This window comes from Wolbachia endosymbiont of Listronotus oregonensis (assembly GCF_031205055.1).
In the GTDB taxonomy this organism is placed as follows: Bacteria; Pseudomonadota; Alphaproteobacteria; order Rickettsiales; family Anaplasmataceae; genus Wolbachia.
Genome location: NZ_CP102118.1, coordinates 1,239,960 through 1,265,071 on the forward strand (window position 1 = coordinate 1,239,960; position 25,112 = coordinate 1,265,071).

At 35.4% G+C, this 25,112-nt stretch carries 26 protein-coding genes, 1 tRNA gene and 4 pseudogenes; 19 read left to right on the forward strand and 12 right to left on the reverse strand.

Features of this window, described 5'->3' with window-relative positions; all coding sequences use genetic code 11:
* Positions 1-90 precede the first annotated feature (90 nt).
* Together NMD99_RS06250 and NMD99_RS06255 are read right to left on the reverse strand one after the other, a co-directional pair.
* Positions 91-246, reverse strand: a pseudogene (locus tag NMD99_RS06250) (transposase); the annotation flags it as partial.
* 310 nt (positions 247-556) lie between these two features.
* On the reverse strand, positions 557-739 hold the full coding sequence (locus NMD99_RS06255; RefSeq protein WP_309165917.1) for a hypothetical protein: 183 nt from the start codon (positions 737-739) through the stop codon (positions 557-559).
* 654 nt (positions 740-1,393) lie between these two features.
* Between NMD99_RS06255 and NMD99_RS06260 the strand changes: the two genes are divergently transcribed.
* A tRNA-Arg gene (locus tag NMD99_RS06260) sits at positions 1,394-1,467 on the forward strand.
* Between the two features lie 8 nt (positions 1,468-1,475).
* Here NMD99_RS06260 and NMD99_RS06265 read toward each other — a convergent pair.
* On the reverse strand, positions 1,476-2,426 hold the full coding sequence (locus NMD99_RS06265) for a complex I NDUFA9 subunit family protein (protein ID WP_253307182.1): 951 nt from the start codon (positions 2,424-2,426) through the stop codon (positions 1,476-1,478).
* 50 nt (positions 2,427-2,476) lie between these two features.
* A pseudogene (locus NMD99_RS06270) lies at positions 2,477-4,005 on the reverse strand (Mur ligase family protein).
* A gap of 179 nt (positions 4,006-4,184) precedes the next feature.
* Here NMD99_RS06270 and NMD99_RS06275 point away from each other — a divergent pair.
* The 6 genes from NMD99_RS06275 to mdh are packed head-to-tail and all read left to right on the forward strand — an operon-like array spanning position 4,185 to position 7,929.
* Complete coding sequence (locus NMD99_RS06275; RefSeq protein ID WP_264688007.1) at positions 4,185-5,135, forward strand: hypothetical protein; 951 nt, start codon at positions 4,185-4,187, stop codon at positions 5,133-5,135.
* A 3-nt stretch (positions 5,136-5,138) separates the two neighbouring features.
* On the forward strand, positions 5,139-5,507 hold the full coding sequence (locus NMD99_RS06280) for an HIT domain-containing protein (RefSeq protein ID WP_164224547.1): 369 nt from the start codon (positions 5,139-5,141) through the stop codon (positions 5,505-5,507).
* Between the two features lie 18 nt (positions 5,508-5,525).
* Complete coding sequence (locus tag NMD99_RS06285; protein ID WP_006279576.1) at positions 5,526-5,879, forward strand: NADH-quinone oxidoreductase subunit A; 354 nt, start codon at positions 5,526-5,528, stop codon at positions 5,877-5,879.
* A 3-nt stretch (positions 5,880-5,882) separates the two neighbouring features.
* Positions 5,883-6,398 carry a NuoB/complex I 20 kDa subunit family protein gene (locus NMD99_RS06290; RefSeq protein WP_164224545.1) on the forward strand — a complete coding sequence of 172 codons (516 nt, stop codon included), beginning with the start codon at positions 5,883-5,885 and terminating at the stop codon, positions 6,396-6,398.
* Entirely contained in the window at positions 6,391-6,963 is a 573-nt protein-coding gene (locus NMD99_RS06295; RefSeq protein WP_253307178.1) for an NADH-quinone oxidoreductase subunit C, read from the forward strand. Before NMD99_RS06290 ends, NMD99_RS06295 begins: the two co-directional genes overlap by 8 nt.
* Before the next feature lie 3 nt (positions 6,964-6,966).
* Complete coding sequence (gene mdh, locus NMD99_RS06300) at positions 6,967-7,929, forward strand: malate dehydrogenase (RefSeq protein WP_253307177.1); 963 nt, start codon at positions 6,967-6,969, stop codon at positions 7,927-7,929.
* Here mdh and NMD99_RS06305 read toward each other — a convergent pair.
* From NMD99_RS06305 to NMD99_RS06315, 3 genes are read right to left on the reverse strand one after another with little or no spacing between them, the layout of a single operon-like run.
* Positions 7,904-8,713: a TatD family hydrolase gene (locus NMD99_RS06305; protein ID WP_253307176.1), complete on the reverse strand. Its 810-nt coding sequence runs from the start codon at positions 8,711-8,713 to the stop codon at positions 7,904-7,906. The genes mdh and NMD99_RS06305 overlap by 26 nt on opposite strands.
* Before the next feature lie 16 nt (positions 8,714-8,729).
* The gene (locus NMD99_RS06310; protein WP_253307175.1) at positions 8,730-9,215 is read right to left on the reverse strand and encodes an RNA pyrophosphohydrolase; all 486 of its coding nucleotides are present in this window, start codon (positions 9,213-9,215) and stop codon (positions 8,730-8,732) included.
* Positions 9,208-9,825 carry an AAA family ATPase gene (locus NMD99_RS06315; RefSeq protein WP_253307174.1) on the reverse strand — a complete coding sequence of 206 codons (618 nt, stop codon included), beginning with the start codon at positions 9,823-9,825 and terminating at the stop codon, positions 9,208-9,210. Before NMD99_RS06315 ends, NMD99_RS06310 begins: the two co-directional genes overlap by 8 nt.
* Before the next feature lie 180 nt (positions 9,826-10,005).
* Here NMD99_RS06315 and rsfS point away from each other — a divergent pair, with 180 nt between their 5' ends.
* Genes rsfS through NMD99_RS06335 form a run of 4 tightly spaced genes read left to right on the forward strand, consistent with a single transcriptional unit; the run spans position 10,006 to position 12,446 of the window.
* The gene (rsfS, locus tag NMD99_RS06320; protein ID WP_253309997.1) at positions 10,006-10,332 is read left to right on the forward strand and encodes a ribosome silencing factor; all 327 of its coding nucleotides are present in this window, start codon (positions 10,006-10,008) and stop codon (positions 10,330-10,332) included.
* Positions 10,323-10,520, forward strand: a complete 198-nt coding sequence (locus NMD99_RS06325) for a hypothetical protein (RefSeq protein ID WP_265017553.1) — start codon at positions 10,323-10,325, stop codon at positions 10,518-10,520. Before rsfS ends, NMD99_RS06325 begins: the two co-directional genes overlap by 10 nt.
* A 60-nt stretch (positions 10,521-10,580) precedes the next feature.
* The gene (gene tyrS / locus NMD99_RS06330; RefSeq protein WP_253307173.1) at positions 10,581-11,831 is read left to right on the forward strand and encodes a tyrosine--tRNA ligase; all 1,251 of its coding nucleotides are present in this window, start codon (positions 10,581-10,583) and stop codon (positions 11,829-11,831) included.
* Between the two features lie 54 nt (positions 11,832-11,885).
* Positions 11,886-12,446, forward strand: coding sequence for a hypothetical protein (locus tag NMD99_RS06335; RefSeq protein ID WP_253307172.1), 561 nt, complete (start codon positions 11,886-11,888; stop codon positions 12,444-12,446).
* A gap of 98 nt (positions 12,447-12,544) precedes the next feature.
* Here NMD99_RS06335 and NMD99_RS06340 read toward each other — a convergent pair whose 3' ends face one another.
* Positions 12,545-12,766, reverse strand: coding sequence for a hypothetical protein (locus NMD99_RS06340; protein WP_264688003.1), 222 nt, complete (start codon positions 12,764-12,766; stop codon positions 12,545-12,547).
* Positions 12,767-12,969: 203 nt separating this feature from the next.
* On the opposite strand from NMD99_RS06340, the gene NMD99_RS06345 reads away from it, so the two are divergent.
* Positions 12,970-13,437, forward strand: a complete 468-nt coding sequence (locus NMD99_RS06345; protein ID WP_253309578.1) for an SWIM zinc finger family protein — start codon at positions 12,970-12,972, stop codon at positions 13,435-13,437.
* Here NMD99_RS06345 and NMD99_RS06350 read toward each other — a convergent pair.
* The 3 genes and pseudogenes from NMD99_RS06350 to grxC form a co-directional block, all read right to left on the reverse strand.
* Entirely contained in the window at positions 13,428-13,619 is a 192-nt protein-coding gene (locus NMD99_RS06350; RefSeq protein WP_309165944.1) for a hypothetical protein, read from the reverse strand. The two genes, NMD99_RS06345 and NMD99_RS06350, sit on opposite strands and share 10 nt — an antisense overlap.
* Before the next feature lie 568 nt (positions 13,620-14,187).
* Positions 14,188-15,059, reverse strand: a pseudogene (locus NMD99_RS06355) (hypothetical protein).
* A 115-nt stretch (positions 15,060-15,174) separates the two neighbouring features.
* Entirely contained in the window at positions 15,175-15,525 is a 351-nt protein-coding gene (grxC, locus tag NMD99_RS06360; RefSeq protein ID WP_164224674.1) for a glutaredoxin 3, read from the reverse strand.
* Positions 15,526-15,593: 68 nt separating this feature from the next.
* Between grxC and ribF the strand changes: the two genes are divergently transcribed.
* Genes ribF through NMD99_RS06380 form a run of 4 tightly spaced genes read left to right on the forward strand, consistent with a single transcriptional unit; the run spans position 15,594 to position 19,666 of the window.
* A complete protein-coding gene (ribF, locus tag NMD99_RS06365; protein WP_264687999.1) occupies positions 15,594-16,526 on the forward strand; it encodes a riboflavin biosynthesis protein RibF in 933 nt (310 codons plus the stop codon).
* Positions 16,523-16,999, forward strand: a complete 477-nt coding sequence (gene lspA / locus NMD99_RS06370) for a signal peptidase II (RefSeq protein ID WP_096617753.1) — start codon at positions 16,523-16,525, stop codon at positions 16,997-16,999. Before ribF ends, lspA begins: the two co-directional genes overlap by 4 nt.
* A 29-nt stretch (positions 17,000-17,028) precedes the next feature.
* A complete protein-coding gene (locus tag NMD99_RS06375) occupies positions 17,029-18,369 on the forward strand; it encodes a M16 family metallopeptidase (protein WP_253309575.1) in 1,341 nt (446 codons plus the stop codon).
* Positions 18,356-19,666 carry a M16 family metallopeptidase gene (locus NMD99_RS06380; protein ID WP_265016709.1) on the forward strand — a complete coding sequence of 437 codons (1,311 nt, stop codon included), beginning with the start codon at positions 18,356-18,358 and terminating at the stop codon, positions 19,664-19,666. Before NMD99_RS06375 ends, NMD99_RS06380 begins: the two co-directional genes overlap by 14 nt.
* Before the next feature lie 2 nt (positions 19,667-19,668).
* On the opposite strand, the gene purN is transcribed toward NMD99_RS06380, so the two are convergent.
* Positions 19,669-20,235 (reverse strand): phosphoribosylglycinamide formyltransferase, encoded by a 567-nt coding sequence (gene purN, locus NMD99_RS06385; RefSeq protein WP_187297655.1) that lies wholly within the window; start codon positions 20,233-20,235, stop codon positions 19,669-19,671.
* 1,308 nt (positions 20,236-21,543) lie between these two features.
* Between purN and NMD99_RS06390 the strand changes: the two genes are divergently transcribed.
* The 3 genes and pseudogenes from NMD99_RS06390 (at position 21,544) to NMD99_RS06400 (ending at position 24,544) form a co-directional block, all read left to right on the forward strand.
* Positions 21,544-22,209: a reverse transcriptase/maturase family protein gene (locus tag NMD99_RS06390; RefSeq protein ID WP_309165954.1), complete on the forward strand. Its 666-nt coding sequence runs from the start codon at positions 21,544-21,546 to the stop codon at positions 22,207-22,209.
* A gap of 53 nt (positions 22,210-22,262) precedes the next feature.
* Positions 22,263-23,351, forward strand: a pseudogene (locus tag NMD99_RS06395) (IS481 family transposase).
* A 50-nt stretch (positions 23,352-23,401) separates the two neighbouring features.
* Positions 23,402-24,544: a group II intron reverse transcriptase/maturase gene (locus NMD99_RS06400; protein ID WP_309165955.1), complete on the forward strand. Its 1,143-nt coding sequence runs from the start codon at positions 23,402-23,404 to the stop codon at positions 24,542-24,544.
* The last annotated feature ends 568 nt before the right edge of the window (positions 24,545-25,112 follow it).

Sequence of the window (25,112 nt, forward strand, 5' to 3'; positions counted from 1 at the left end):
TATATAACAACTGATTTCATAAATTTAAACCTAAAGTTGTTTATTGTTAGGTATGGTCTGCAAAAATTTAAAACTTTCTTAAGAACCTGTTTAAAATCTTCGTAATAGGAGAGAAATGAAGGAAAGGACAATCATTTGCAAGCTGGTATTGAGTTTACGTTCGCAATTTTTCCACAACTGCCTACACTTTTCCAACCAAGCAAAAGAGCGCTCAACGACCCATCTCTTTGGCAATACAACAAAGGTCACTGGGATCCAGAAAAGTTTGCTTGTTTATAAGCAAACTAGCATGGAAAGTAGCTGATCTTATACTAAATGAATGTTTTTGATGAGGTTGCATAGAAGCTGGATTCCAGTGTCAAGCACTGGAATGACAGCAGTCCTACGTCATACCACCGCGAACCGTCATACCGCCGCGGTATTTCTAGATCCCGCTAACAAGTAGCGGGATGACGATTGTCAGGGTGTCATTCCAGCGCCCCTATGATGTCATCCAAGTAGCCAACACTGGGATCCAGGAAACTTAACTCTACACCAAGTAAATGTACAATAAGAACTAGATTCCAGACTGGAATGACAGCAGTCCTACGTCATACCATCGCGAACCGTCATACCGCCGTGAATTAACCGTCATACCGTCACGGTATCTCTTGACATAGATCCCGCTGCGGGATGACGAATTACTATACCACCGCGAACCGTCATACCACCACGAACCGTCATACCGTAATTCATTCACGGTATCTCTTAGCCGCTAACAAGCAGCGGGACGACGATTCTTCAAATCGTCAAGGTGTCATCCGAGTAGCTTGACTACTTGGATCCAGAAAACTTAACTTTAAACAAGTGGCTGCATAATAAAGACTAGATTCCAGCGTCACGCGCTGGAATGACACCATTTTCGGTCTCTTAAATTGCTTTAGCTAGAAACATTAAGAAATTTACCAAATAAAAAAAAGGCAAAAGAAGCCCCGTGGTGCGAGTTTTGACTCTATATTACTGTAAGTGGCGCTGTAATAATGTGCTAACGCTTAAAATAAGCGCGATTTGGCTGAATGTAGAAAAAATAAAAAAGACATGCAGCCGCTATAATTTTATGTAATCCGCCAAAAAATACCCTGAGTTTTTTACTGAATTTTGTCATTGAGCCTGCAGGTCAAAAACAAGTTTTGAGTCATAAATACCCTTATTGTCATAATAAGGGGGCTGGCGGAGTTTGTCAAGCAACTTTCTATATAATATTTTCTAAAATAAATGGACTTCTCGCATCCAATTTCGGCAGCGCATGACACACAACTGCAATGACAAGGTGTTGTAAGATATTACCACAAACATCATATTCACACGAAATACTTGACTTCACTTGTACTAAGAAGCATTTTATATATATTGTGTGCCCGTAGCTCAGCTGGATAGAGCAACAGCCTTCTAAGCTGTGGGTCGTAGGTTCGAATCCTACCGGGCACACTCTTCTATCAATACTTTCTATAAATCTTCAAGTATTCTGGCACCACATTTTCAATTGCTAATGGTCGAACCTTCATTGTTTCAAGGTCAGCTGACTTTTCGATTGAGCTATTCATCATAACTTTCACCTGATCTTGAGTAAGCACAGGGTTCGTATCTCCAGTTATTGGTTTTAGCAGCATAGAAATAATTTTATTTTCTAAAAAGAAAGCTATTAACTTTGCCATTGGAAAAGATACATTGATCAACAAACACTTTCTGTTAGTAACATTCAGAATAAACTTCAATAAGCTTTTGAAAGAGTAAACCTTTGGTCCACCCATGTTATAAATTTTCTTGTCTTGCTTATTAAAACTGATAATACGATATACCACTTCAGCTAAGTCTGTTACACATATTGGCTGAAATTTAGTCGTTCCATTGCCAATTAGCGGCAAAAAAGGAAGAACAGTTGCTAATCTTGCAAATTTATTAAAGAAGTTATCTTCTTTACCAAATACAAGGCTTGGCCTAATTATTATTGCTTCTTGAAATGCTGAAGTTACAGCTTTTTCACCTTCCAATTTACTTTTGGCATATTTTGACAACTTGCTATTTTCTATTCCCATAGCGGAAAAATGTATCATCATAGGTACATTTTTCATTTTTGCAGCTTTTGCTATCCTTTCAGCTATTTTAACGTGAACAGCGTAAAAATCGTGCTTTTTTGCTTCATATAATATTCCCACTAAGTTTATGGCTACATCACATTCTTCCATACCCTCTAGAACTGATTTTTCATCAAAAAAATCGCCTTTAAATATTGATATTTGTCCCAAATTGCCACACAATTTTAAACAAGCAGCTTTTTCCTGATTACGAGTGAATATCTTTATTAAATATCCTTCTGCTGCCAAGCGTCTTACGATGTGTTTCCCTATAAACCCCGTTCCACCAAAAATAATTACACGTTTTGTCACGATTAAAGTTCCTAATAATTTGTTACTGTAAATTAATACAATGATTTTGCTTAATATTCTATTATGAATTCCCGTACAATAAGATCCATTTTCATTCTTCGTGAGCCTTTAACTAGAATTGCGTCATTATTCTGAATAATGTTAGCTAAATCACTTTTCAATTGATTAGAATCATTAAAATGCGCGCCTCTTATATTATCTGGCAAAAGCTCATGCAATTCTAACATAAATTTACCAACTGTATAAATTTTATCTATATTATTTTCTGTGACAATCTTAACCAAATCTGTATGAAATTCTATGCTTTTATCACCAAGTTCCAACATATCACCAAGCAAAGCTACTTTTCTCTGATTAGAATATGTACTCAAAGTTTTTATTGCAGTTTTCATCGAAGCAGGGCTGGCGTTATAGGAGTCATCAATTAAATGTATATATTTTTTATTGTATTTGACCTTATGAATATTGCCTCTACCTTTCGTTACACTAAAATTCTTAAGTGCAAGTGGTAATTTTGATAAATCAAGTCCGAGGCTCTGCACAACTGCTGCAACAACAAGTAGCGAATAAGCAAAATGCTCACCTTGTACACGTAAATTACAGTTTATAATTTGATTATCACTCAGCCTGATTTTTAAACTTAATCTATTAGCAACTCGGTTTGATGTCATTCCAGCGCGTGACGCTGGAATCCAGTCTTTATTATACAACCGTCTGATATGCTCATTTGCAATTGAACTTCCTGGATCCCAGTGTCTGGGCACTGGGATGACAGAAGATAGTGCTGAAATGACAGAAGATTCATCGTTTCTTATTAAGTTTAGTAAACAAACTTCAGCATTTTTATCTTTACCGAGGCTTATTACATTTCTATTGGCGCGTGATGAGAGATAATCATAATATTTATTATCTCTGTTCAAGACCAAAGTACCATTACTTTTCATACCATATAGAATTTCTAACTTCGCTTGTGCAACGTCAAATAGTGATGAAAAATTTTCAGTATGTGCAGGTTCGATGTTGGTAATAACTGCAATATTTGGATTACTAATCTTTGATAATTCTTTTATTTCACCAGCTTTATTCATTCCCATTTCAAGGATTAAGTACTGGCAGTTTTTTGGAGCTTTTAGAATTGTCAAAGGCAATCCTATATTATTATTTAAGTTACCTTTGTTTGCATGGGACACTCCATATTGCGATAAAACAGTGTGCAGCATATCCTTTGTAGTGGTTTTCCCGACACTGCCTGTAATTGCAATAATTTTAGCATCAACAAGAATATTTCTAATATAGTATGATGCCATATCGTGCAAAGCTTTCAGGGTATCTTGTACAATAATGAGAGGGAAATTTTTATATTTACCCTCACTTACTATTGCAGCGGCAGCCCCTTTTAAAAACGCTTCATGCAAAAAATTATGGCCATCAAAATTCTTTCCCTTGAGTGCAATAAATAAATCACCTTTTTTATGCTTCTTGTGTCCGTTGAAATATTTGAGCTATGTGTCCAATTACAACCATTTACGCCTCTTCCGCCAGTTGCATCAATGATATTATTTGTATTCCATTTAAACATAATTTAGAGAGTACTCTTTAAAGTAAATTGAATAAAGTAGCAAATACCACATGTTTTAGACAATGTATAAATAATGGTTGCAATCCCTATAATTCTATCTTATAATGGATATAGAAGTTTAAATTTTTTCGTCTATAATTAAAATGTATTTAGTTTTAGAAAGTAACTTGGAGGTGTGTATGCCAAAAAACGACCAAAATGAAGAATCTAAAGTTGGTAATGCAGCTTCGGGAGTAGGAAATTTTCTGGGTAGAGGTATAGGAGCTCTATTTGGGGGTATAATATATCCTATACAGCCAAAAAACTGGTTTAAGTCTCGGGGCGAAATGTGGCACGACATAAAAAATGGCGGGCGTTATATTATTGGCAGCCCACTTGAAGAGTATGACCCACCTATAGAAACCACACAAGCTAGTGAGAATCTTGGTGTAGAAATAACAGAGCAAAAGAAAGGGAAAGGAAAGGTAGCTTTTTTAGCGTCAAGGACTCTGACGGGAGATATACCTTATTTGAACGATGAACAATTAGGTCAAATAAAGAAAAACCTGCCAAATGTAACTATTTTTAGAGAAGAAAACAAAATTGTAATTGAAATTAACGTTGAGGAAATAGCTAACACTATTAAAACTAATCCTGATAATAAAGGCAAGAGCAAGAAAGAAATAGAAGAGCTTGTTCTTAAAGGAATTGCTAATAAAGTTGACGAAGACCTTAAGAAGCTTGCAGGAATTACTGGTGGAGAATTTAAAATTCATACAGACTTAAAATTGCTGAATGGTATTGCAGAAAAATTGTATCGAGAATATGATAACCAGAACAAACCATCAAAAACTCCAGGGCCAGCACAAACTGGAAAGTCACCAGGGCAGTCTTCAGAAACTGTTACAAGTACAGATGAATTAGTAAAATCTTTTAACATTACTAATCCTAACGAGTTTCCTTTTGGTAAAAGTAAAGAAGCTATTTCTCCTATAAAAAATATGCAGTTATCAGAACGAGATATCAAAAAGCAAGCAGAAGGATTGGGAAGTACTTTTTTGAATTTTGAAGATGCCTCTTGTGAAGTAATAAAACCACTATCTACGCCTGATGTAGAAAGAAATAAAGGAAGAGGGAAAGGTCGCTCTTAAAATATGAGCAATGAAGTTTATGATAGCAATAACATCTTTGCTCAAATATTAAGAGGTGAGTTACCTTGTGAGAAGGTACATGAAAATGAAAATGTACTAGCTTTTCGTGATAAGTACCCTGACGCACCAGTTCACATTTTAGTTATACCAAAAAATCAATATATTTCATACGATGATTTTATTCTAAAAGCTTCTGAAGAGGAGATAGTAAGTTTTTTCAAAATTGTCAGAGAAATAGCACATAAATATAATTTAGAAAAAACAGGATATAGATTAGTCACTAACTACGGTGAAAATGGAGAGCAGGTTGTACCACACTTTCACGTGCATATTTTAGGTGGTAAAAAGTTAGGAAAGCATGTAAACTCATAGTGTTATATGTTTTGTTAAATGAGCGAATATCTAACCATAGTAATCTTTATCTGCGTATCAATTGTAGTATCTTTTGCTTTAGGTATATTGCCTATGTTTCTTGCAGTGAGTAAGCCAGATGGTGAAAAACTTTCCACATATGAGTGTGGCTTCAATCCACTATCCAGTGCAAGAAAAAATTTTGACATTAAATTTTACCTAGTTTCAATATTATTTATAATATTTGACTTAGAAATCGCTTTTCTTTTTCCTTGGGCTGTTTCTTTATCTAAGATAAGCTATGGTGGATTTTGGTCTATGATGGTATTTCTTGCAATACTCACTATAGGTTTTATCTATGAATGGTGTAAAGGTGCATTAGAGTGGGAGTAGTTTATGACAAATCAAATTCTATCTAATGATGACTGGGGTCGTTATAAAAAAGAAGGGTTTCTTGTTACTAAATTTGGTGATTTAATAGATTATGTAATGAATTGGGCAAGGTCTGGTTCATTGTGGCCAATGACATTTGGTCTTGCATGTTGCGCAGTTGAGATGATGCATACTGCATCCAGCCGTTATGATCTTGATAGATATGGCATAATGTTTCGTGCAAGCCCACGTCAATCAGATGTGATGATTGTTGCTGGCACACTAACTAATAAAATGGCAGCAGCATTGCGCAAGGTTTATGATCAAATGGCAGACCCGAAGTATGTTATTTCTATGGGAAGTTGTGCAAATGGTGGTGGTTATTACCATTATTCTTATTCAGTAGTCCGAGGCTGTGATAGAATTGTGCCAGTTGACGTGTATGTCCCTGGATGCCCACCAACCGCTGAGGCGTTGCTATATGGAATGCTATGCCTACAAAACAAAATAAAACGAACTCAGAATATAAAGCATGGATAAAACTGCAAGGCATATACAAAAAAAGACCAAGTGTGAGTGCATTCAAAAAGATGATGGCATTATTGTAATATATTCAACTTTAGATGAAATTGAAAAGCACCTATCCTTTCTACGTGATGATGAAAAGTGTAGGTTTGAACTATTAGTTGATATTTTTGGGGTTGACTATCCAGATCGAGAAAAGCGCTTTGAGTTAGTGTACAATTTACTCAGCATTGTGCATAATATTAGAGTACACATAAAACTTCAATTATGTGAGGGCGATATGCCTCCAAGCATAGCAAAGGTATTTAGCACAGCTTCGTGGTTTGAGCGTGAAGTGTTTGATATGTATGGAATAGAATTCTCTGATCACCCTGATTTGCGTAGGATTCTAACAGACTATGGATTCAAAGGTCATCCAATGTTAAAAGATTTCCCTCTCACTGGTTATGAGGAAGTAAGATACGATATAGAGGCAAAAAAGGTTGTATATAATCCTATAGATTTATCGCAAGATTTTCGTATGCTTGATAGCCTATCGCCTTGGGAAGGTAAAACCATAAAAGTAAATACAAAGGAGTAGAAAATGACAGTACAAAGAAAAAAAATATCTTTAATCGGTGCAGGAAATATCGGTGGAACTCTTGCCCATATGATTGCACTAAGGGAACTCGGCAATGTTGTTTTACTTGATATTAGTGATGGAATACCGCAAGGTAAAGCACTCGACATAGCAGAATCATCCCCTATTGATGGATTTAATTCTGGTTTAACTGGAACTAATCAATACAAAGATATAGAAAATTCTGATGCAATCATCATAACAGCAGGCATTGCTAGAAAACCTGGAATGAGCAGGGATGACCTCCTGCAAACCAATGCTAAAGTAATGAAGGAGGTTGGTGAAAATATTAAGAAGTATTCTCCAAATGCGTTTGTAATAGTGGTTACCAACCCTTTGGATGCCATGGTTTCAGTGGTGCATAAATTTTCAAACCTTCCAGCTAATATGGTTGTTGGAATGGCAGGAGTGCTTGATTCTTCCCGTTTCCGTTATTTTCTTGCAAGTGAATTAAATATTTCAGTTGAAGATATATCTGCTTTTGTGCTTGGAGGACATGGTGACACTATGGTACCACTCATTAATTGCACTTCTATCGCTGGCATTCCACTTACCCAAGTTATCGATATGGGTCTCATTACGCAGAAAAAAGTTGATGAAATAGTTGAACGCACTCGCAATGGCGGTAAAGAAATAGTTGATCTGCTTAAGTCTGGATCTGCATACTACGCTCCTGCATCTTCAGCTATATGCATGTTAGAGTCATATTTAAAAGATAAAAGGCGTATATTACCATGTGCTGCTTACCTTAATGGTGAATATGGTGTAAAAGATTTGTTTATTGGTGTTCCTGTAATTATTGGAAAAAATGGAGTTGAAAAGGTCCTAGAAGTTAAGATGGATAATAGTGAACGAGAAATGTTCGATAAATCTGTGAATGCAGTGAAAGAACTATTTAGGCTCATAAGCAAATCAATGGTTTTATAGAACTTCCTTGTAGCTCAAGTTTCGTAAACAGCCTAAAAAAGTTGCTTGTGGTTATTTCTGCTACTTTGTCGGGTGACTCATTCCATAACTCTGCCAAACAATCCACAACATATTTTACCATTGCTGGTTCGTTCTTTTTTCCTCTGTAAGGCTCAGGTGATAGATACGGTGCATCAGTTTCAACCAAAACACGTTCGCGTGGTACACCTTGTGCAATTCCTCTGAGTAAGCTCGCATTTTTAAAAGTAATGATTCCAGAAAATGAAATATATAACCCTAAATCTATAGATTGATAAGCAAGCTCTTTAGAGGAAGCAAAGCAGTGCATTACTCCACTAAAAGCACAGGTTTTCATTTCTGACTTTAACATATCGATCATCTCACTATCAGCACTCCTAGTGTGAATAACTAAAGGTAACCCTGTTATTCTTGCTGCTTCTATGTGTGATGCAAAACTTTTTTTCTGATTGTCTTTGTTGTCAGATTTATAAAAATCTAACCCGGTTTCACCGATACTAATTACCTTTTGATTCTTAGTAAATTCAACTAATTCATCAGCATGTATACACTCACCGTTTTCTATAGCAGCATCAAGTGGATGTATACCAACAGAGAAGTAGACTTGATCGTAGGATGAAGAAATTTTTAATAATTTAGGGATATCATCAATGCTTACGCATATGTTATGCAAAATTTTTACACCATTTTGCTCTGCCCTTGAAATTACTTTTGGTATTTCATCATCGGAAAAATAAATCAAGTGGCAATGAGAATCTACTATCATGAGCTTATTGTAAATTTTACTCAATAATAGAGGTTTTTATTATAGAAGAAAACTCTTCTATCACTGTCTTATAAACTTCTTTTTTAAATGATATAGCATTGGCTACTAAATCATCTATACTTTGCCAACGCCACTCTTTGAACTCTGGATGATCAGTATAATTAATATCAATATCCTTATCCTCTCCATAAAATTTCATTAAGAACCACCTTTGCTTTTGACCAGAATATTTCCCATTCCAGCACTTTGGTATAACTTCTTCAGGCAAGTTGTAGTATATCCAATCCTTGCTTTTAGTTATAACCTTTACTTTATTAGTACCAACTTCCTCTAGCAACTCACGTAACGCTGCTTGTTCCAGTTCCTCACCATCATCAACACCTCCTTGTGGCATCTGCCAGTAAGAGTCGCTATCAAAGCGTTTTCCAATAAAGGCATGTCCTTGTCTGTTAAATAGCATTATGCCAACACAAGGACGATACTTATCTTTCTGCTCAACCACGAGTACGCTCTGTTTTTAAATGATTTGTTACAGAAGTTTTAATTAATTTTCCATTTTTTTCTTCCTTCATCTCTTCAACAATTTTCTTTGCAACTTCCTTTGCACTTAAGTTTGAGTTATCAATTTCAAGTGTACCTTCCGGTATAAATAGCCTTTTCCCTTCAATTCTTTTCATAACAAAATCCGAATCAATAATTTTATTTTTCCGGCATCTCTCCTTTGAGTGAATACGCCTTGCTAGTTCTTCGTCATTACAATGTAACACTACAGGAAGAATTTCCATATCCATTTTTTTACTTAAATTTACCACAGAGTTGTATATTCTCTGATCATAGGGGTCACCCTCTATCAATTCATTTGTAAATATATAATGTTTTGATTTTATGTAGTGTTTTTCTAGTATTGCTAATATATTTTCCCTAACTGCAAAAATTTTTTCCCATAGTTCATCTGGAACTTCAGCATCCTGCAATTTAACAATATCAAATATAATATTATTGAATAGATTATTGCTTACTATTACTGCATCAATGATTTTACACAGTTCCTTTGCAGTAGTAAACTTACCACTGCCTGGAAAGCCGATTAAGTAGATGAGAGTCTTGTCCATAATGAATACTAGTAGAAAGCTATTTTCAATTATATATAAAAGTATATCATTGTACATGCTAAAAACATGATGATAAAATAGATGCAGGTAATACCTTTTTAACGAACAGTCGCGTTGAAAATAGTTCATATTTAGAGATTTTGAGTGTATAATTATAAGTAAATTAAATAATTTAAGATGATGACTAATGTATCCAGTGATACAGAATCAATAAAAAGCATGATTGTAAGTATAATAGATCAAAATAAAGGTCACGATATAGTTACTCTCGATGTGCAGAATAGAACCATTATTGCAAAATATATGATTATTGCATCTGGTGATTCAAGTCGCCATGTGAAAGCGTTAGCTGAACACGTAATAAAAAGTCTCGAGCGACATGATAAAATAGATGTAGAAGGTATGGATGAAGGCAATTGGGTGATTTTGAATTTTCAAGGCATAATGGTTCACATATTCAGGTCAGAAGTAAGGGAGTATTATAAAATAGAAGAGTTATGGAACTGATTGCCTGGATAGCTGGTGCACAACTGCACAAACGTTGTAATTTTGAAGGCAACTCCTGCACAGGTAGTGGTGTCATGAAAGTAGCTGACACTGGAATCCAGTTTTTCATGCAATTTCATCGAAAACGTTGTATAGTGTGCTTGTTTATAATTAAGTTTTCTGGATCCCAGTGTTGGCTACTTGGATGACATCTTTCCCTATTAGGGTTACCTTCGGCATTAATGACAGGATAGACTGGGGTTTATAAAATGAAACACAAGTCCGAGTTTTTAAATTTTATCCAAGAAAGAGGGTACCTATACCAATGTACAAATATTGAAGAGTTAGATCAGCTATTATCCGAAAATAATCATATAGTCGCATACATTGGGTTTGATTGCACAGCACCAAGTCTTCATGCTGGTCACCTAATTCAGATTATGATGCTCCGTCACCTGCAGAAATTTGGTTATAAGCCGATAGTCTTACTTGGAGGTGGCACAACAAAAATTGGTGACCCATCCTTCAAAGATAAAGCAAGAAGCATCTTGCCCGTAGAGAACATCAATCAAAATACATCCAGCATAAGGAGAATATTAGAGAAAATGGTGTCTTTTAATGACAGCAAGACTGGTGCAATGATAGTAAATAACGCAGATTGGTTGGATAACATAAAATACATAGATTTTTTGCGTGATATAGGAGCTTATTTTTCTGTAAATCGTATGCTAAGTTTTGATAGTGTGAAAACCAGGCTGGATAGAGAGCAAACCTTAAGCTTTCTGGAATTTAATTACATGCTATTGCAGGCTTATGATTTTGTTGAGTTGAATAAAAAGCATGGCTGTCGTCTGCAGATTGGAGGGTCAGACCAGTGGGGAAATATAGTAAACGGAATTGAGCTTGGAAAAAAGTTGAATTTACCTGAGCTGTTTGGCCTTACTGCCCCTCTTTTATTGAATGCTCAAGGGGTAAAAATGGGCAAAACTGAAAGTGGAGCAGTGTGGCTTGATGATAATATGCTAAAGCCTTACGACTACTGGCAATATTTTCGCAACGTTGATGATCAAGATGTTGGACGTTTTTTGAGATTGCTCACTGATGTGTCAATTGATGAGATCAAAAAGTTAGAATCCTTAAAAGATCAGGAAATAAATGAAGCAAAAAAAGTTTTAGCAACAGAGGTGACAAAAATATGTCATGGTGACAAAGAAGCGGAACTTGCACTATCTGCTGCAGTCTCTGCTTTTGAGAATGAAGATAGCTCACTACTTCCTGATTACATCATAAAAAAAGCACAAGTTGCAAGCGGCATATCCTTAGTAAACCTACTGCGTGACACCGGTTTTGAACCTTCAAAAGGCGCAGCAAAGCGTTTAATACAGGGCAACGGGTGCAAAGTTAATGATAATATTATAAATGACGTTAACTATATAATAAATTTCGAGAGCTTTAAAGGTCAGCCATTTATAAAATTATCTGCAGGAAAGAAGCGCCATATTAAAGTTGTGGTAGATTAGGTCTCGAAGTAAGAAAACAAATTTTATACAAGTGAGAAATTAGATAATGATGATATGAATGACTTAAATCAAATATATTTATCTAATCATAAGCCTATATCGAATCTCTTTTTAAATTTGGATATTATTACGTTACGTGAAGCATTAGAATATGTACATGAGCTGCCTTATGGACGCAATTTTGACCGCACAGATTGTATATCAGTATTCAATGAAAGACGAGGAACGTGTAGTACAAAACATGCTCTGATTTATAAGTTAGGTTGCGAATGTGAAATCGACATAACGCTACACATAGCTGTCTTTATGATGAATAAAGTGAACACTCCGAAAGCTTCTGCAATTCTAAATGAGTATAACTTACTACACATTCCAGAAATGCATTGCTATCTTCGTTACGAAAGCCGAATTATTGACATAACTTTTCCAGGAAATAACATGTTATTAAAACTGACAGAGGAAGAAAAAATTGAGCCAGAACACCTTGGAAGCTATAAAATAGAAAAGCATAAACAATTTATTGAGAGCTGGCTGATCAGTAACCCAACCATACCGTATAACATGGAGCAAATTTTCAAAATTCGAGAATTATGTATAAAGCGATTGGAAAGATAGTAGAAAGCGAAATTCTATTATATATAGCTAAAGTGGCTTAGGTTTACCTACAATTTGAAAAACAACAAATTCGTCATTCCGCTACTTGTTAGCGGAATCTATGCTGAGATACCGCGAATGAATCCATAGCTGTACGAACATTCATTTTTGAAGGTAAATTGCACAGCAAATGGTGTCATTCCAGTGCTTGACACTGGAATCCAGGAATTTTGCTTATAACTGAGCTGATGAGCTAAAGGTAGTTGTCTTACGCTAAAACAAACGTTTTTAATTAAGTTGCATAGAAGCTGGATCCCAGTGTCTGGGCACTGGGATGACACCCCACTGGTGGCCCAAACTACAACGTTCGTACAGTTGTGGAATGAATCGCGGTATGACGTAGGGAAACCTTTCTTGAGTTAGCTATAGCACTATAAAGTTGTCCGCAGGGCCATATAAAAGTTGTGGTGGGTTAATAAATTTTTATGGAAGAAAGGATATATTAGAAAATTGAGGGCTTTATATATGAAATAAGGAGGCAAAAATGAGACTGTATTATAAAGATATCACAGGTCTTATCAAAGAACCCTACCTCTCTAGCGGAAGAGATTATTTTAACAAAGGAAAGGTACAGATTATATCTGTTAATGAATCTCAAGCTAAATCAAAGGTAGTTGGATCAAATGTATATCGAGTAACACTAAAGCACGATGGTCCTCTTTTCAGTGGAACATGTTCCTGCCCTGCATTCTGTTACTTTGGTCCATGTAAGCATATGGCTGCAACAGGTTTTGCTTTGATTGATCTTGACAGAGAGGAGTATCGGTCGTCTGCGCGCCCAGATGAACAGACTCTCTTTGAAAGGTTTTTACTTAAAAAAACAAAGCAAGAGCTAATTTCAATAATTACTCGTTCCAGTGAACATTATCCTGAGATTTTTGAAGAACTAGAGGATAAAGAATATGAGCAATTCACTCAAAGTAAGTTTTCAAAATCCGAGAATTATGTATAAAGTGATTGGAAAGATGGTGAGATCAGGTAATCTATAGCTGATCCAAGGAAGACATCATACCGCCGCGGCGCTAACAAGTAGCGGGATGACGAGGTTATCGTCATGCCACCGCGAACCGTCATACCGCCGCGGTATCTCTTAGCCGCTAACACGTAGCGGGATGACGGTTGTCGTTTAGCCATAAATGTTTAAGAAATTTACCAAACGAAAAAAAAGGCAAAAGAAGCCTTAGTCATTGTCTATTTTCAGTATTGGCGTTTTTTAAGTCTTAAACACTGCAATTTAGCTGCTTTTAAATGCAACTCACCTTTGTTTAAATGTTTAAGAAATTTACTAAGCAGAAAAAAAGGCAAAAGAAACCCCGTGTTAGCTAGTTGTCACTTTCTAATCCTGCAAATTGGCGTTCTCTACTGTCTTAAACGCTTTGTAAGCGCGTTTCGGCTTATATAGCTAGAAATGTTGTGAAGACATAAGGTGCACATAGTGCGAAAAATTAAAAATAAGACGCCAAGTACGTTGTTTTTTTGCTGTTTAATCTGCACAGATGAAGATAACTGAATACCTTCAGTACCATGATAAGGGGGCTGGCGAAGGGTGTCAAGTAAGTTTTTTCGTTTCTGAGGGCTACTGAATAACGGCTACAATGTTTGTACAGCTATGTACATAGTGCTGGAACCAAAAAAGAACCAAGTAGCTTGGCTACTTGGATGACAAAAGGTAATACAAGAAATCTATTGGCTCTCGTATACCTTAGTGAAACTTAACAAGTTTATCTATAGTTTTAGTGATGATTCTTGGAGTATCCGGAGAAACTGCTGAGCTCAGCCTATTTAACCGTTCTATAGCAAACTCGCTGTTCTCATTTGCTATGAAATCACATAAAATATTTTCTATATCCTTAGTAACACTTTCATGCTTCCTCAGAGGATGATTATGTGGATACCTATTGATGGTTCTGATGCTAGAATACTCAACAAAAGCTTGATCCTTAAAAGCAAGTTGTCTCAATTTCTCTTTGAATTTTCCTTCTTCCTCTTTTGCTAAAAGGCGGGACTTTATCAGTGATTTTATAATCAAATTTATAGCTTGATGTATTTCAGAATGCACTATAACTTTAATAGTATTTTCCTCTACTATACAATCATAAATACTTTTTTGCTCTTTAATGACTCTATAAGCGTTCTGCTATTTTGTGAATTCAATTCCAAATTCTCTTCACTCATAGGAGTTATTATAAAGGTATTCTTATTTACTCTGATGTTAAATTGTGGAGAGCCTTCAGAAAAAGAAAATGCTACATTCTTAGATTCAAGTGCGTGATTGTATGCAGCAAAAAGGGTATGTGCTATAACACTGCTGGGCACCTTCATTTCATGTTTACTCAGGTGGTTCAATACATTTTCAACCTCATGATATGTAAAGTCTGTATCTTTTAGCAATTCAACAACTTCTCCGCCGTTGTGCTGTTTATACTCTATTCTCACTTCTTCTGTAAAAAGTGTTTTAGCTGCTATATGTTTATCAAGCACTGTGAAAATCTTGATGAAATTCTCTAAATCTTGTTTGTTAACTAATTCGATACTAATTAAGTTTCTGCTAATAATTGAAATATTTTTTGTCATTTTTTCCCACTAAAAAAACTCACTAAATGAATTGTATTTTTAATTCATTAAGAATTGTTTAAAGTGAGCATACTAGTTTTCATTTACGTATTACACGACAAAACAAGATAAAAAGTTACATAAAATCATCATGTGGTATAACACACTCTCCACATTCATCATTGCTGTTTGTGTAGGTTGTGACATCAGTGTGATTGTCATTATTATTTAGCATATCATCCAACTTTCCTTCTTTTTCAAGATCCATCAATTTGTCACACCCCCCAATGTGCTTATCGTTAATAAAGATCTGTGGAACTGTTCTAACGTTATACTTTGATTTTATGTCGTTAAATAGATCTGAGTTTTTGAGCACATCGATTTCTTCATATTTCACCCCTTTTTTATCCAGTAACTCTTTTGCTTTTTTGCAGAATGGGCAGTGATGCTTTACATATATTATAACTTTTCCTTTAGTATTTTTCACAATTTATCTCCGTAGCTTGCTAAAATATAGTTATTATATATAAGAAACATGTAAAAACATCAAATTGTATGAAAATTATTTATAATTGTGAGCAAGGGATAGAAAATAATATAGCACTAACCTTCGGAAATTTCGATGGCATTCATTTAGGACATGAATTTGCAATTTCCACTCTAAAGAAGGTAGCACAAGAAAGAGGATTACCCTCTGCAGTTTTAACTTTTGAGCCTCACCCATCAACTGTTTTATTTGGTAGAAACAATTTTAGGTTAATAGACCAAGAACAAAAAAAGGAACTAATCAGCAGCTATGGTATAGATTACTTGTATATTATTAATTTTAGTAGAGGTTTTTCTGAGGTTAGCTGCGATGACTTTATCAGTGAGATTTTAATAGATAAATATGGCGCTAAACACATAATTGTCGGAGAAAATTGTACTTTTGGTCATAAACGATTGGGTGATATATTAACTCTAGAGAAATATTCTGAAACATATGGATACTCTTTGACTAAATTAGAGCCATTAATAATTGACGGCAAAATTTGCTCTTCTTCTTCAATCAGAGAGTATGTACAGAAAGGTGAAATAGACATTGCTAATAAATTACTTGGTAGACCTTATCAAGTTTCTGGTGTTGTGACAAAGGGTGCGTGTAGAGGTAGAGAAATAGGATTCCCAACCATAAATATTCCTATAGAAGATTGCATGATAAAACCAAAATTTGGTACATATTACGCTAAAGTGATGTTTTCTTATAATAACCCAAACTGGTTATATGGAGTAGTCAATATTGGTATGAGACCTACATTTAAGGATCTGAAAAAGCCTATAATAGAAATGCACATATTCGATTTTGATGAAGACTTATATAATCATAAAGTTAATATACAACTTTTAAAATTCATAAGGTCAGAAAAAAAATTCCATAGTATTGAGGAGTTAACAAAACAGATAAATTATGATATACTTAAAATTTATAGGTTAAAGGCAAATTTATGAAAAAGTTATGCTTAATTGTTATATTAATTATAGTATTGATTGACCAAACGAGCAAATTGTACATAAACTCATTGATTGATGAGGGAGAATCAATTGAGATCGCTAGCTTTATAAAGCTAGTTGAAGTTTGGAATTCAGGCATTAGTTTTGGAATGTGTAGCGCTTTACCGCATGGCGGTTTCTTTTTTTCAGCATTTTCAATACTAATAATTGGTATACTTGCATACTTGATATACAAGTCTGATGATCAGTCAACTTACCTTGGGTTTTCTCTGATGATTGGTGGAGCAATCGGAAACGTAGTTGATAGGATTTATTGGGGAGCTGTATATGATTTCATATATTTTCATATTGATGATTGGTATTGGCCAGCTTTTAATTTAGCGGATTTATCTATAGTTTGTGGAATGTTTACATTGTTATATAAGTGGTATATATACGATATGTTTATTTCCAAACAAAATGAGGAATAAAATAATTGTTTTTATATTAGGTCGAAATAATGCTTCATAAGTTTTTTAGTTTTCTTATACTACCTGCACTCTTTTTTACTTACCCAATTTCTTTGAAGGCTTTAAGCATAGAGCACGACATAAAACATGCTAAACTCAGTAACGGACTAGATGTCTATGTTGTTCCTAATCATCGGATTCCAGCCGTTTTACATGCAGTAATATACAAAGTTGGGGGAATGGATGATCCAATTGGCAAAGCAGGATTGGCTCACTACTTTGAACATTTAATGTTTGAAACTACAGGGAAGTTCACAGATATAGAAGCCACTATGAGTAGCATTGGGGCCCAGTTTAATGCGTTTACTACTAAGGAATATACCTGTTACTACGAATTAGCCCTTAAAAATGACTTACCACTGGCAATGGAAGTTGAAGCAGACAGAATGGGCAATTTTAATGTTACTCAAGATAAAATAGAAAGAGAAAAAAACATTGTACTGGAAGAGAGGAAGATGAGATTTGATAATCATCCTAACAACTTATTACGGGAAGAAATGAATAGTGCATTTTACCGTAATGGCTATGGTAGATCTGTTATTGGCTGGGAGAGCGATATTAAAACTTACAATCAGGATGACATAGTGAGGTTTCATAATAACTATTATCACCCCGGCAATGCAATATTATTGATTGTTGGTGATGTGGAATTTGATGAAGTTGTGAAGCTAGCAGAAGAAAAATATGGTGACATTAAGTCTAAGGCAGTAATTAGGCATTATCCAAATCAGGATCCAGTGCATAATGCAGGCTTATCGGTGATTTTAGAGAGCACTGAAGTAAAAGAACCAGTTTTATATTTTCGTTATCGTGTTCCCTTATTTGATCACATAAATGAAGCCTCTGCTGCTCATTTAGCGGTTGACATTTTAGGTGGCGGCAAATCCAGCAAACTGTATAAAGATTTGGTTCTAGATAAAGATGTGGCAGTATCAGTATCTGCTTATTACAATAGTTTAACTTTTAGTGATGGCTATATTGATATTCAGGTCATTCCAAAAAGTGGGGTTAATTTAGGCACTGTTGAAAGAGAATTAGAAAATTCTATTAATAATTTTATGTCCACAGGAATAACAAGCGAGGAATTGCAAAACTCGAAGTATAGGTACAAGGCAGCACAGTTTGACAATTTATCCAGTTTAAATAGTATAGCATTTTTTTATGGCTCACACTTAGCGCTTGGTATTCCACTTGATGAAATAGATATTTCATATAGCAAGATTAATGATGTCAATCTAGAGGATGTAAATAATAAAATCTGTGCTATTTTTTCTGCTAATAAGTTAATTGGTCGTTTGTTGCCAAAAGGAGATGATAATGAGAATAAGTAAATTTGTACTCCTATTTTTTTTCTGTCTAGGCTTTAATTTACAAGCAAGTGGTAACCTAAATATAGAGGAGGTCACTACCCGTAAAGGATTTAAGTTTCTATTTGTTGAAAACCACGATTTACCAAAAATTTCACTTAATATATCATTCAAAGATGCAGGTTATGCATATGAAAATGTAGAAAAACAAGGACTTACCTGGTTTACTTCTCTTATAATTCAAGAAGGGGCAGGAAAAAATGATGCCAAAGATTTTGCAAAAAGGCTAGAAGATAAAGGGATTAGTTTAAATTTTATTGCTGGTTTAGAAGCATTTAGAGTTTCATTAGATGCTTTATCAGAAAATCTTGAAGAAGGTATTTCATTATTGAGCGACGCTATAATGCGTCCTAAAGTTGACCCTGAAGGGTTGAATAGAGTTTTCGAGAAAGCCAAAGTTGATTTTAATAATCTTGAAAAAAATCCTTTTTTTGTTGCTGGAAAAGAATTGAATACGTTATTGTTTAAAAAACATCCTTACTCAAAAAGTGAATATGGAACTCTTGACACTGTAATGAGCATTACTAGAGATGATGTTTTAACATACATAAAGCGTAATTTTGCTAAAGATAACATAGTTATCAGTGTTGCTGGTTGTGCAAAAAAAGAAGAAATTATTACATTATTAGATAAATATTTATCTAAATTGCCGTCAAAAAGATCAAAAGTTAGAAAAATACCTGTGAAAAATGATTTTGGTCCTGCAGAGAATAAAAACATTTTTATGGATATACCACAGAGTGTAATATTTTTTGCTCAAAAAGGCATAGCTTATGAAGATCCAGACTACTATAATGCTCAAGTCTTGATTAATGCGCTTGGCAGCATGGGGCTGAATTCAATATTAATGAAAGAACTGAGGCAAAACTTAGGCATTACTTATGGTGTTTATGCGAGTATTATTCTCAATAAACATGGGAACATTATGATTGGAAGTCTTAGTACTGATAGTTCTACTGCCAGTCAATCAATATCAGCGGTAAAAGATACATTTAGCAGGATAAAAAAGGAAGGAATTGATGAGCAGTTGTTTCGGGATACAAAAATTAGTATGGTAAATTCCTATGTTTTCTCTATGTTTAATAATAACAACATAGTTGCAAAACTAAATAATATTCAGACAAACAACCGCGATATTAACCATATAAATGATTTTGTGAGCTATATTAATGACGTTAAATTAGAGAAAGTAAACGAACTGGCAAGCTCTTTACTGGAACCCGAAAATTTATTTTTTGTTGAAGTTGGGAGAAACACTTAAGGTCAATAATTAATATTTTCTGCTATTGATCTTACTGCTTCTACATAACACTTATGCTCCTCAGCTAGAATGCGTTCTGAGAGGCTTTGAATATCATCAGCTGGTAACACTGGCACAGCAACTTGAGCAATTATGGCTCCAGCATCAATTTCAGGAGTGACGTAATGTACAGTACAGCCTGCGATTTTTACTCCTGCTTTTAGAGCTTGCTCTTGAGCATTTAGGCCCTTAAAGGACGGAAGTAGAGAGGGATGAATATTTATCACCTTGTTATTCCATTTACTGAGAAAATTAGCTTGCAGGATTCTCATAAACCCTGCAAGGCAAATTAAATCAACCTTATGTTGAACAAATATTTCGTGAATTTTATCAGCATCAAGTGGTTTATCTCTAACAATAAACGCTGGCACTCCTGCTTGTTCTGCTATTTTTAGGCCAGCAGCTTCGCTATTATTTGTGATAGCGCACACAACTTCTGCAGGAAAATTACGATTTTGACATGCCTCTATCAAGGCCTGCATATTTGATCCCCTGCCTGAAATTAGTATCCCAAGTTTCACCTTTTTCATTTTGTGCAATTGATTTGGTGTAATAATTAATGTTAACAAAATAACTCAAAAAGTAAATCTATACCTAAAGTGACTTAGGTTTACCAACGATTTGAAAAACAACAAATTCGTCATTCCGCTACTCGTTAGCGGAATCTATCCTTGGCGGTATGACGTAGGAAAACCTTTCTTGGGTTAGGTGTGCCGTAGAGACACAAAGAATGTTCAAGTAAGAGCAAACTAAGTGCAAAAGCTACGCAATAGATGAGGGTGGGCCCCTCGGAGCCGGTTTACAAGAGCAGGCTTCAAACAACTATAAGCTGCTTTGGCAAGGTAGTGAGCGTTATGGAAAAGGCACAATTATATGTCATGTAAGGAATGGAGAGATGAACGAAAGTGAACCACTGATGAAGTGTCGAAACCTTTTAAATGACGTCAAAACCAGGGGTCTAACTTAACCTGGGATAAATCTATCGGGAGCTTGTTTACCGGATAGGTGGCGTCCGGCATAGAGGTGGCGTGAATCTATTTTGGGCTATTGCGTGGAACTGCGGGAACCTGTCGTTTCGATGATAAGGGAGAAATCCAAGGAGCTAAACTCCAAGGGTGAGAGTACCGATGCGAAAAACAGGGGCGCGTAGTAGTGAAGAAGTCTCTGTAATGGAAATGGAGCGAAGGGATTTAGTTTTAATTGTTTTGTCAACCAGAAATGGGATGAGCAATTGATTAAAACAGAGTCCTTGATTATGCTATAATTAGTAGCAAGGGCCGAATAATGGGAGCTGTGTGAGTCGAGAGGGTGCGCCGTGGTACGCATTAAGAAATACTTAGCAGAGCTAAGCGGGGTTCAGAATAAATGGCCTCGAGGTGAACAACTAACTTTAACCCGAAAGGGAAGGAGGACAAGAGCATGTATGTAAAGCGAGAGTTATCTGAAGATGTGTAAGATAACGGCTTGCAACACCTGATCAATATGGTTAAAGCTAAACTGCTTGAATTCTAATCTTCAGGGGTGGGACTTCACATCCATGGGTATCGCATTTAAAACCCCATGTCTACGGTAAGCACAGATTAAACTTTCGTTTGTGTGACATTCTGGCTGTAGAACGATAAGTAGTGAACTTATTTAAGAGGATGAATGGAAAACCTAAGTTGATCTAGAACAGTTCTTAGTGACGGAACATGGGATGACCTAAGGAACGCGAGTTCTATGGTTACGGAGTCATCGTAGTAGTCGTGAAAGTAACGAATCACCGGGGAGCGTGGGAAAGCCACATACAGGGCAAAGGGTGACAGATAATTGAATGTTGAAATTGGGAGGTACGCAAGATGCGGAAAGCTGAAACAATACTTAACATTATACGTGAACGTGGACAAAGAAATTTGCCGGTTAAAAACGTATATCGCCTACTTTATCAGCGTGATCTTTACCTTCGAGCGTATGGCAAACTTTGTCGTAATAAAGGTGCTATGACAGAAGGTGTGACAACTGAAACAGTTGATGGTATGTCTTTGGAGAAAATCGATAAAATCATAGAGGATTTACGCTATGAGCGATATCGGTGGACACCAGTAAAACGTATCTATATTTTAAAGAAGAGTGGTAAACGCAGGCCGTTAGGATTGCCAACATGGTCAAATAAGTTACTTCAAGAAGTAATCCGATTAATATTGGAAGCCTACTATGAGCCTAAATTTAGTGAATGTTCACATGGATTTCGACCAAAGCGTGGATGCCACACTGCATTAAGAGCAGTAATGCAAAAAGGCAGAGGTACAAAATGGTTTATAGAGGGAGATCTCAGTGCATGTTATGACTCAATTGATCATACTATGTTGTTGAAAATACTGAGTGAAAGCTTCCAAGATAACCGTTTTATTCAGCTAATCAATCGACTGCTAAAAGCAGGATATATGGAAAATTGGAAGTACAATAAGAGTCATAGTGGGGTACCACAAGGTTCTATTATTTGTAATAGTTTAGACTTGATCTGACATACGAACAAAGTAAGATAAAAATATGAACAAATTTAAAAGGAGTGTCAGATATGAGTACAACACAAGAAAAAATACTAAAACCAAAGTTGGGATTGCTAGAACTTGCAAAGCAATTAGGAAATGTATCACAAGCGTGTAAGGTAATGGGGTATTCAAGGGATACATTTTACCGCTTCAAAGAACTGTATGAAACAGGAGGAGAAGAAGCTTTACACGAGATAAGCAAAAGCAAGCCATTATATGCAAATAGAGTGTCAGAGGATATAGAAAAAGCAGTAATTGAAATAGCAATAGAATTTCCAGCATATGGACAAGAAAGAGCAGCAAACGAACTGAATAAAGAGAGGAATTCTCATCTCTGCAAGTGGAATAAGATCAGTGTGGCAAAGAAACGATCTTGAAAATTTCAAAAAGAGATTAAAGGCATTAGAAGCAAAAGTTGCACAAGATGGCATAGTTTTAACAGAAGGACAACTAACAGCTCTGGAAAAGGCTAAGGAAGAAAAAGAGGCCCATGGAGAAATTGAAACAGAGCATCCAGGATACTTAGGTAGCCAAGACAGTTATTATGTAGGTAATATCAAAGGTATTGGACGAATTTACCAGCAAACCTTTGTTGATACTATTCTAGAGTTGCTTTTGCTAAGCTTTACACGGAAAGGACTGCTATCACAGCTGCAGATCTTCTTAATGATAGGGTAGTACCGTTTTTTGATGAACAGAAAGTATCATTGCTACGCGTTTTGACTGATCGTGGTACAGAGTATTGTGGCAGACCTGAAAATCACGCTTACCAGCTGTATTTGGGGGTAGAAAATATTGATCATTCTCGAACCAAAGCTCGTTCTCCACAGACTAATGGCATATGTGAAAGGTTCCACAGAACTATGCAGGATGAATGTTACAATATTATCTTTAGAAAGAAAATTTACACCTCTTTGGCAGAACTTCAGTTAGATGTAGACCATTGGGTGCATTCTTACAATAGATCTAGACCGCATTCAGGTAAATATTGCTATGGTAAAACACCTATGCAAACCTTTTTTGATAGTATGCATATTGCTTATCAGAAAAATATTGATAGCATTAAACAGGATGCTGATTTTGGTTTTGACTTTGTCAATTCTTCTGTCAGTTAATTCACGCCCGTCAGATCAAGTCTAAACTATTACATATTATTGGTCCAATTTTGAGTAACATATTACTCGATCGGTTAGATAAACATGTGGAACATATACTAATACCAGCAAATAACCGAGGTAAGCGAAGAAAGACAAATCCAAAATATTTAAGGTTAACCATGCAAGTATCGATGATGAGAAAACAAGGGAACTGGGATCAAGCAAAACAACTGCGTCAATTAGTGCAGGGTATGCCATCTAAGGATTCTTGTGATCTAAATTATCGACGTCTTTGGTATGTTAGGTATGCTGATGATATTCTGGTAGGGTTTGCAGGACCAAAAAATGAAGCTGAACAAATTAAAAATGAGATTGCTAAATTCCTCAATGAGGAGCTCAAACTTATGCTTAATGAAGATAAAACGCTTATTACACACGCGTGTGATAGCAAAGCCAATTTTTTAGGTTATAAAATACACGTCTTGCATGCAGATGATAAACATGATCATCGGACACAACGATGTATTAACGGTAGTATTGGGTTACGTGTACCACATCATATAAAGCAGAAAAAGTGTTCTGAATATATGCGTTGTGGAAAGCCTATACATTTACCTCAACGTACACTTGATACAGCTTACAGTATTGTTGCTCAGTATCAAACTGAATATCGAGGAATTGTACAATATTACAAAATGGCCTACAACCTTCACACACTAAGTTATTTGAAGTATGTGATGGAAGTATCATTAGTAAAGACTTTAGCATCTAAATACAAAACAACTTGCAGGAAAATTTATAGAAAATTTGGTGCAATGATTGAAAACGACGAAGGTGAAAAACGAAAAGTCATCCAAGTCAGAGTAGATCGTTTACCATCAAAGATACCATTAATTACACACTTTGGTGCTGTGTCACTAAAATGGAATAAATGGGTAAGTATAAGTGATAACCTTATACCAATATGGAATAAGCGTAGTGAAATAGAGCAAAGACTATTGGCACAAACTTGTGAATTATGTAAATCACAAGAGCAGATTGAAGTACATCACGTACGTAAACTTGCTGATTTGCTAGGTAAACGTAATACTGAGCTACCGAAATGGAAAAAGAGAATGATTGAACGACAGAGGAAGACTCTTGTTGTTTGTCATGAATGCCATAAGAAAATCCAATATGGAAAATATGATGGTGACTCCTTAAAACGTTAGATTATTGGAGAGCCACGTGATACGGAAACGATCATGCGTGGTTCGGAGACTTACTATTACCCACAAATATAAATGTTTGTTGCATAGCTCTTAATGGCATAACTTTTGCTTGAAATAACTGTTTATATGGTGCAATTTACAGCTTTTAGTTGCTAAAATTATAACTCTTAGTTTAATAATTTTAATCCAATAAGCTTTCAGGTTAATAAAATTAAATTATTTGAGTAAATACAATACTATGTTTTTATTTGTGGGTAATAGTAAGTCACAGAACTGTGCATGAAGTAGAGTGGGCAGCCAGCGAGTTACTTGTTAAGTACTTTTCCAACAACCCCTCTCCGAACCTTACTATTACCCACAAATAAAAACATAGTATTGTATTTACTCAAATAATTTAATTTTATTAACCTGAAAGCTTATTGGATTAAAATTATTAAACTAAGAGTTATAATTTTAGCAACTAAAAGCTGTAAATTGCACCATATAAACAGTTATTTCAAGCAAAAGTTATGCCATTAAGAGCTATGCAACAAACATTTATATTTGTGGGTAATAGTAAGGTTCTGTG

What these genes read in the sequence shown, in the direction of transcription:
- NMD99_RS06275 (WP_264688007.1), top strand. Translation starts at nt 4,185, where the DNA reads ATGCCAAAAAACGACCAAAATGAAGAATCTAAAGTTGGTAATGCAGCT.
- lspA (WP_096617753.1), top strand. Translation starts at nt 16,523, where the DNA reads ATGAAAAAGTTATGCTTAATTGTTATATTAATTATAGTATTGATTGAC.
- tyrS (WP_253307173.1), top strand. Translation starts at nt 10,581, where the DNA reads ATGAAACACAAGTCCGAGTTTTTAAATTTTATCCAAGAAAGAGGGTAC.
- NMD99_RS06290 (WP_164224545.1), top strand. Translation starts at nt 5,883, where the DNA reads ATGACAAATCAAATTCTATCTAATGATGACTGGGGTCGTTATAAAAAA.
- NMD99_RS06325 (WP_265017553.1), top strand. Translation starts at nt 10,323, where the DNA reads ATGGAACTGATTGCCTGGATAGCTGGTGCACAACTGCACAAACGTTGT.
- NMD99_RS06375 (WP_253309575.1), top strand. Translation starts at nt 17,029, where the DNA reads ATGCTTCATAAGTTTTTTAGTTTTCTTATACTACCTGCACTCTTTTTT.
- NMD99_RS06390 (WP_309165954.1), top strand. Translation starts at nt 21,544, where the DNA reads ATGCGGAAAGCTGAAACAATACTTAACATTATACGTGAACGTGGACAA.
- NMD99_RS06345 (WP_253309578.1), top strand. Translation starts at nt 12,970, where the DNA reads ATGAGACTGTATTATAAAGATATCACAGGTCTTATCAAAGAACCCTAC.
- NMD99_RS06280 (WP_164224547.1), top strand. Translation starts at nt 5,139, where the DNA reads ATGAGCAATGAAGTTTATGATAGCAATAACATCTTTGCTCAAATATTA.
- rsfS (WP_253309997.1), top strand. Translation starts at nt 10,006, where the DNA reads ATGACTAATGTATCCAGTGATACAGAATCAATAAAAAGCATGATTGTA.
- ribF (WP_264687999.1), top strand. Translation starts at nt 15,594, where the DNA reads ATGAAAATTATTTATAATTGTGAGCAAGGGATAGAAAATAATATAGCA.
- NMD99_RS06315 (WP_253307174.1), bottom strand. Translation starts at nt 9,825, where the DNA reads ATGGACAAGACTCTCATCTACTTAATCGGCTTTCCAGGCAGTGGTAAG.
- purN (WP_187297655.1), bottom strand. Translation starts at nt 20,235, where the DNA reads ATGAAAAAGGTGAAACTTGGGATACTAATTTCAGGCAGGGGATCAAAT.
- NMD99_RS06380 (WP_265016709.1), top strand. Translation starts at nt 18,356, where the DNA reads ATGAGAATAAGTAAATTTGTACTCCTATTTTTTTTCTGTCTAGGCTTT.
- mdh (WP_253307177.1), top strand. Translation starts at nt 6,967, where the DNA reads ATGACAGTACAAAGAAAAAAAATATCTTTAATCGGTGCAGGAAATATC.
- NMD99_RS06305 (WP_253307176.1), bottom strand. Translation starts at nt 8,713, where the DNA reads ATGATAGTAGATTCTCATTGCCACTTGATTTATTTTTCCGATGATGAA.
- NMD99_RS06295 (WP_253307178.1), top strand. Translation starts at nt 6,391, where the DNA reads ATGGATAAAACTGCAAGGCATATACAAAAAAAGACCAAGTGTGAGTGC.
- NMD99_RS06285 (WP_006279576.1), top strand. Translation starts at nt 5,526, where the DNA reads ATGAGCGAATATCTAACCATAGTAATCTTTATCTGCGTATCAATTGTA.
- NMD99_RS06335 (WP_253307172.1), top strand. Translation starts at nt 11,886, where the DNA reads ATGAATGACTTAAATCAAATATATTTATCTAATCATAAGCCTATATCG.
- NMD99_RS06350 (WP_309165944.1), bottom strand. Translation starts at nt 13,619, where the DNA reads ATGGCTAAACGACAACCGTCATCCCGCTACGTGTTAGCGGCTAAGAGA.